Here is a 6,659-nt window from a genome sequence, read left to right as displayed (position 1 = left end):
CGGCCAGGACAACGCGCCCAACACCTCGTCCACGAATTGACCGCACTGGGATACCTCGTCACCACCCCCGCCACCACCTAAGTTTCACCTCAGATGCTCCGTCCGGGCCCGAATCGGCCCCTGCGTGTGCATCTATTGACGAGCTGGCGGAATATGGTCACTCGGCGGCGAAGTCGCCCGCCTGCTGACGGAACCGGGCGAGGATGCGGATCAGGTGCTCGACGTCGTCGGCCTCGAAGCCGGTGTCGCTGAACACGTCCCGGTTCAGTGCGTCGGTGGCGCGCCGGGCCAGGTCCCGGCCGTCGGGCGTCAGCCGTACCAGGGTCGTCCGCCGGTCCATCGGGTGCGGTGCCCGGTCCACCAGGCCCGCGGCCTGCAGCCGGTCGACGGCGTTGGTGACGGACGTCGGGTGCACCTGCAGCAGCGAACTGGCCCGGCTCATCGGCAGCTCCCCGCGCCGGGTGAACGCGAGCAGGGTCAACAGTTCGTACCGGGCGAAGGTCAGCGCGAACGGCCGCAGCACGCCCTCGATCCGCAGCATCAGCAGCTGCTGGGTCCGCATGATGGCGGTGACCGCGGCCATCGGTGCGGCCTGCTGCTCCCAGCCGCGCCGCTGCCAGTTGCGTTGCGCCTCAGCGATCGGATCCCGCGGCAGCGGCTGATCCATCCTCGCCCCCTCCGCCGGGCCCCGGGCCGCCGCCGGTGCCTCGACCGGCCCCGCGCAGGGACGGGAAGTCCGTGTCGGTGTACTCGATCCCCAGCCCCTCCGGCGGTGTCGCCCGGGCGCCGGGCCCGTGCCGCGCCACCTCGGCGTCCCGCAGCTCGACCCGCCGGATCTTGCCGGAGATCGTCTTGGGCAGCTCGGCGAACTCGAGCCGCCGGATCCGCTTGTACGGGGCCAGGTGCTCCCGGCAGTACCGCAGGATGTCCTCGGCCAGCTCGGGTCCGGGCTCCCGCCCCGCGACCAGGACGACGAAGGCCTTGGGCACCGAGAGCCGCAGCTCGTCGGGGGAGGGCACGACCGCCGCCTCCGCCACCGCCGGGTGCTCGATCAGCACGCTCTCCAGCTCGAAGGGGCTGAGCCGGTAGTCGCTGGACTTGAAGACGTCGTCGCTGCGGCCGACGTAGGTCAGCACCCCGCGCTCGTCCCGGGAGGCGATGTCCCCCGAGTGGTAGTAGCCGTCCCGGAACGCCTCGGCGGTGCGCTCGGGGTCGTCGTGGTAGCCGCGCATCAGCCCCACCGGCCGCGGATCCAGGCGCAGGCACAGCTCGCCCTCGTCGGCCTCCGCCCCGGTGGCCGGGTCCAGCAGGACGACGTCGTAGCCCGGCATCGGGCGTCCCATCGCGCCGATGGTCAGCCGCTGGCCGGGGGCGTTGGCCACCTGCACCGTCGTCTCGGTCTGGCCGAACCCGTCGCGGATGGTCTGCCCCCAGACGGCCGCCACCCGGTCGATCACCTCGGCGTTGAGCGGCTCCCCGGCGGAGACGAGCTTGCGCGGCGGGGTGGGCAGCCGACTCAGGTCGGCCTGGATGAGGTAGCGCCACACGGTGGGCGGTGCGCAGAAGCTCGTCACGCCGTGCCGTTCCATGCTGGCCATCAGGGCGGCCGGGTCGAACCGCGCGTAGTTGTGGACGAAGACGGTGGCCTCGGCGATCCACGGCGCGAACACGTTGGACCACGCGTGCTTCCCCCAGCCGGGCGAGGCCACGTTCAGGTGCACGTCCCCGGGCTCGAGCCCGATCCAGAACATGGTCGACAGATGCCCCACCGGGTAGGAGGTGTGGGTGTGTTCCACCAGCTTCGCCTGCGACGTCGTGCCGGAGGTGAAGTAGAGCAGCAGCAGCTCGTCGGCGTCCGTCGGCCCGTCGGGGGTGAAGACCTCGGGCGCGGAGCGGGCGTCCGCGTAGTCGAGGCGCCCGGGCGGCACCGCGCCGCCGACCTGGACCACACGGTAGTCCCCGGGCACGTCGTCGAACTTGTCCGCGTCCTGCTGCACGCCGCTGCCGACGGCGTCACCGGCGGCGACGGCCCACCGGGCGCCGCCCCGCTCCACCCGGTCCCGCAGGTCCGCCGGACCCATCTGCGTGGTCGTGGGGATGAGGACGACGCCGAGCTTGATGCCGGCGAGCATCAACTCCCACAGCTCGACCCGATTGCCGAGCATGAGGATCATCCGGTCCCCACGCCGCACGCCCTGCTCCCGCAGCCACGTCGCCACCTGCGCGGACCGCCGGGACAGGTCGGCCCACGTGTGCCGCGAGGCCGCGCCGTCCTCCTCGACCAGCACGAGCGCATCGGTGTCACCCCGGGGGCCGGCGGCGATCACGTCGAACCAGTCGAGTGCGAAGTTGAAGTGCTCGAACCGGGGCCACGTGAACTCCGCGACGGCGGCGTCCGCGTCCTCGCGCAGCTCGATGAGGCGATCCCGCGCGGCGCGGAAACGCGCGGCGACGTCGGGTTCTGAGGGCATCGCAACCTCCGACCGATGGGCACTCGTGATTCAGATCACATCGGACTATACTTGGACATCCAACCATGTGGAAGTCTCGATCAGACTCCCGCTGACGTGGCCGTACCCCCGTCTCCACACCGAGGAGCCCGCCCCGTGCGCCCGATCGCCTCCCCCGTCGTCCCCCCGTTCCCCGCCTCCGGCGCCGGATCCGCAGCCCCTCCCGCGGCCGGCCCGGTCCCGTCGGACGGGCTGCTGCCCCTGGACGTGCTCGACGTCGCCGGCGCGCTGCCCGCGGACGAGCAGGCGCGGCTGGCCGAGGCCACCGGCTGGCTGCAGGAGCGGGTGCGGCCGGCGAGCATCGGGCCGTGGCAGCGCGACGAGTTCCCCCGCGACCTGATCGCCGAGTTCGGGGAGCGCGGCTACGGGAACCTGGGCCTGCGGCCGGGCAGCCGCCTCTTCACCGGGCTGCTGCACGCGCAGCTGGCCCGCGCCGACGTCTCCCTCTCGTCCGTCGTCGGCATCCACAACGAGCTGATCGTCGGCATGATCGAGGCACTCGGATCCACCGAACAGAGGGAGCGGTTCCTCCCGGAGCTGTCGCGGTTCGCGACGTTCGGCTCCTTCGCGCTGACCGAGCCGGACCACGGCTCGGACATCGCCGGCGGCCTGGCCACGACGGCTCGGCGCGACGGCGACGACTGGGTGATCTCGGGCGCGAAGCGGTGGATCGGGCTCGGCACCGTCGCCGACATCATCCTCACCTGGGCCCGCGACGAGGCCGACGGCGTGATCAAGGCGTTCATCGTCGAGACCGACCGGCCCGGTTTCGCCGCCGCGAAGATCGAGCACAAGACCGGCCTGCGGATCATGCAGAACGCGGACCTGACGTTCGACGCCGTGCGGGTGCCGGAGGCGAACCGGCTGCCCGGGGCGCGGGGCTTCGCCGCCGCGAACCGGCTGCTGTGCGATTCCCGCGCCTGGGTCGGCTGGCAGGCCGTCGGCGCGCAGCTGGCCGCCGTCGACATCGCCCGCCGGTACGCCCTGGACCGGCAGCAGTTCGGCCGGCCCCTCGGCGGCTTCCAGCTCGTCCAGGCCGCGCTCGCGGAGATGTTCGGCAACCTCACGCTCAGCCTCGGCCTGATGACCCAGCTCGCCCGCACCCAGGAGGAGGGGCGGCTGACCATGCCGCAGGCGGCGCTGGCGAAATCGACTCTCACCCGGCTCGCGCGGCAGACCGTGTCCGCCGGCCGCACCCTGCTCGGCGGCAACGGGATCCTCAGCGACCACGAGCTGGCCAAGGTGGCCGCCGACGTCGAGGTGCTGCACACCTACGAGGGCACGTACGAGATCAACACGTTGATCGTGGGTCGGGCCGCGACCGGGTTGTCCGCGTTCGTCTGAGCCCCGCTCCGTTTCGAGCCGGCCCGGCCGCGGACCCGTCGGGCGCCGTCATGTCGTCTCATCCCTCACATCACGAGGCGTTCACTGGACATTCACGGCGCGGCCGCTTCAGACTTGTTGACTGGTGTCGTTACCGACCGGTCGGTCGCCCTCGTGTCACGATCATTCCGTCGGCCGGGTTCACCGACCCGGGCACACCAGGCATGCATTCTCACGAGAGAGCCGACCGATGACCACGATCCGGTCCGAACACCCCGACCCGTCCTACTTCCTGCTGCACGTCAGCGACACCCACCTGCGCGCCGAGGGCCGCGTCGGCGGCGTGCTCGACGCCGAGGAGCGCACTCGGGGGGTGTTCGAGCAGATCCGCACGGCCGGGGGTTCCCCCGACGCCATCGTGGTCACCGGCGACCTGGCCGACCACGGCGAGGCCGGCGCCTACACGGCGCTGCGGGAACTGGTGGATCCGGTCGCCACCAGCCTGGGTACCCGGATGATCTGGGTGATGGGCAACCACGACGACCGGGCCAACCTGCGGGAGCACCTGCGCGGCGAGCCCCGCACCGGGGACCCCCTCGACGAGGTGCACTGGATCGGCGGGCTGCGGATCATCGTGCTGGACACCACCGTGCCCGGCTACCACCACGGCGAGCTCTCCGACGCGCAGCTGACCTGGCTCGCCGACGAACTGACCGTGCCGGCGCCGGACGGCACCCTACTGGCCATGCATCACCCGCCGGTGCCGTGCGTGCAGGACCTCGCCGCCCTCGTCGAGCTGCGCGGGCAGTCGCGGCTCGCCGACGTCGTGCGCGGGACGGACATCGTCTCGATCCTCGCCGGGCACCTGCACTACTCGACCACCGCGACCTTCGCCGGCATCCCCGTCTCGGTGGCCTCCGCGACCTGCTACACGCAGGATCTCACCCGCCCGGTGGACACCGAGAGCGGCATCCGGCCGACGATGGGTCGGGACGCCGCCCAGAGCTACAACATGGTCCACGTCTACCCGGACACGGTGCTGCACACGGTGGTGCCCGCCGCCGGGGGCGACCTGGTCGGCGAGCGCGTGGACGCCGAGGAGGTGGCCCGCCGGCTCAGCGCCGCCGGGCACGAGGTCAGCACCACCCCCACGACGCGGCGGTTGGCCTCAGCTCTCTGAGGTCGGGTCCGACACCCGGGTCCGCTCCCACGGGGCCGGGATCGGGAAGTACCGGGTCAGGAAGTCGGTCACCCGCTCCTGCCGTTCGGCGGCGCTCACCTCCGGGAACGAGCCGTCGTTGAGGCAGAAGAAGTCCTGGTTGCGCTTGCGCAGCAGCTTGTCCAGCTTGTTCAGCCCGCTGGGCACCGTGGTGTCCACGTACTTGACCTTCGCGCCCACCTTCGTCACGGCCCGCCCGGTCAGCAGCGCGTAGTAGTGGTACAGCGAGTTGGTGACCGAGATGTTGTCCTTGGCCCGGAACCGGCTCGCCGCCGTCTCCGCGAACTCGGCGCTGAACTCGTGCTCCATCTCCCGCAGCACGCTCTTGCGTAGCGGTGCGGCCGTGTGTTCCAGGTGCCGGGTGGTGATCCGGCCGAACTTCTCGTAGAGCAGTCGCCGGTTCACCCGGGCGGCGTTCTCGAACCCCGAGCGGTCCAGGTGGTTGTCGCCGAGTCCGATCCGGGTGCTCGCCTCGATGAACTTCGTGATCCCGCCGGGGGAGAAGAACATGTCGGGGCTGACCGGCCGGCCGAAGAACATGTCGTCGTTGGAGTAGAGGAAGTGCTCGCTCAGCCCCTCGATGTTCTGCAGCTGCGCCTCGATCGCCTGCGAGTTGAACACCGGCAGCACCGAGGCGTCGGCGAAGTGGTCGGCGGCCCGGACGACGGTGATGTCCGGGTGCTCGGGGTCCAGCCAGTCCGGCAGCGCCGAGTCCGTGCACAGGAAGACGCGGCGGATCCACGGGGCGAACATGTGCACGGAGCGCAGCGCATACCGCAGCTCGTCGATCTGCCGGTACCGGGCCTCCGCGTCGTCGCCCTCGCCCATCACGACGCCGGGCAGGTAGGACGCCCGGCGGGCCAGCAACTCCGTGTCCGAGCCGTTCACCCAGGAGAAGACGATGTCGATCGGGAAGTCGATGTCCGTCGCGTGATCGGCGAACATGTTCTCGATCGTGGGCCACGTCCGGCCGAACCGTTCGACGGTGCCGCGGGTCGCCTCGTCGGCGGGCAGCGAGCGCCGGGTGACCGAGTTCTCGATCGGCAGCTGGAGGGTCTCGCCCTCCCACTTCCACAGTTCGATCTGGACGCCGGTCTCGTGGCCGTAGAGCAGGCCGCCGTGCAGGACGACGCGAGGCCGATAGAGCCGGAACATCCGGGCCCGGGTGCTCTCGGTCAGCTTGCCGTCCGCGACCAGCAGGGACCGGTTCTTGCGGGCGTCGACGGTCACCGAGTAGAAGGGCTCGTCCTCGCACGCCGCGACGAGGGCCGCGCGCAGCTTCCGCCGCTCCGTCCACGGCACCGCGATCACCGGCCGTGCGTCGTTGCCGCGCACGAGCAGGAACGAGATGCCCGCCCGGTCCAGGGCGTCCCGGACGAACAGCAGGTCCTCGACCATCGCCTCGTGGGGCGTCAGTCCCTCGTTGACCAGGGCGTACCCGCGGACGCTGTGCACGACGTCGGGACGATCGGACAGTCGCCGTCCCGCCGCCGCGGACGTCACCTCCTGGACCGCGGTCAGGAACGTCTCGTCCTCCGCGGTCGCATGGTAGACGTCGTTCGGGGTGACGGTGGGATTCACGGCTGCCTTTCCTGGACGGTCTCGCC

The 6,659-nt window shown here is 71.4% G+C and carries 5 protein-coding genes; 2 read left to right on the top strand and 3 right to left on the bottom strand.

The window, feature by feature from the left end:
- Positions 1–157: 157 nt before the first annotated feature.
- Entirely contained in the window at positions 158–667 is a 510-nt protein-coding gene (locus tag IEX22_RS08710; protein WP_188667944.1) for a MarR family winged helix-turn-helix transcriptional regulator, read from the bottom strand.
- Entirely contained in the window at positions 633–2,471 is a 1,839-nt protein-coding gene (locus IEX22_RS08705) for an AMP-binding protein (RefSeq protein ID WP_188667943.1), read from the bottom strand. Before IEX22_RS08705 ends, IEX22_RS08710 begins: the two co-directional genes overlap by 35 nt.
- A 144-nt stretch (positions 2,472–2,615) precedes the next feature.
- Between IEX22_RS08705 and IEX22_RS08700 the strand changes: the two genes are divergently transcribed.
- Both IEX22_RS08700 and IEX22_RS08695 read left to right on the top strand, forming a co-directional pair.
- Entirely contained in the window at positions 2,616–3,854 is a 1,239-nt protein-coding gene (locus IEX22_RS08700; RefSeq protein ID WP_438816612.1) for an acyl-CoA dehydrogenase family protein, read from the top strand.
- Positions 3,855–4,083: 229 nt separating this feature from the next.
- Positions 4,084–5,013, top strand: coding sequence for a phosphodiesterase (locus tag IEX22_RS08695; RefSeq protein ID WP_188667941.1), 930 nt, complete (start codon positions 4,084–4,086; stop codon positions 5,011–5,013).
- Here IEX22_RS08695 and IEX22_RS08690 read toward each other — a convergent pair.
- Positions 5,002–6,450, bottom strand: a complete 1,449-nt coding sequence (locus IEX22_RS08690) for a stealth family protein (RefSeq protein WP_306464436.1) — start codon at positions 6,448–6,450, stop codon at positions 5,002–5,004. The genes IEX22_RS08695 and IEX22_RS08690 overlap by 12 nt on opposite strands.
- Between the last annotated feature and the right edge of the window lie 209 nt (positions 6,451–6,659).

It is taken from the genome of Tersicoccus solisilvae, from assembly GCF_014643255.1.
Lineage (GTDB): Bacteria > Actinomycetota > Actinomycetes > Actinomycetales > Micrococcaceae > Tersicoccus > Tersicoccus solisilvae.
This window is presented reverse-complemented; position numbering and strand designations above follow the sequence as displayed.

What these genes read in the sequence shown, in the direction of transcription:
- IEX22_RS08710 (WP_188667944.1), bottom strand. Translation starts at nt 667, where the DNA reads ATGGATCAGCCGCTGCCGCGGGATCCGATCGCTGAGGCGCAACGCAAC.
- IEX22_RS08705 (WP_188667943.1), bottom strand. Translation starts at nt 2,471, where the DNA reads ATGCCCTCAGAACCCGACGTCGCCGCGCGTTTCCGCGCCGCGCGGGAT.
- IEX22_RS08695 (WP_188667941.1), top strand. Translation starts at nt 4,084, where the DNA reads ATGACCACGATCCGGTCCGAACACCCCGACCCGTCCTACTTCCTGCTG.
- IEX22_RS08690 (WP_306464436.1), bottom strand. Translation starts at nt 6,450, where the DNA reads ATGGTCGAGGACCTGCTGTTCGTCCGGGACGCCCTGGACCGGGCGGGC.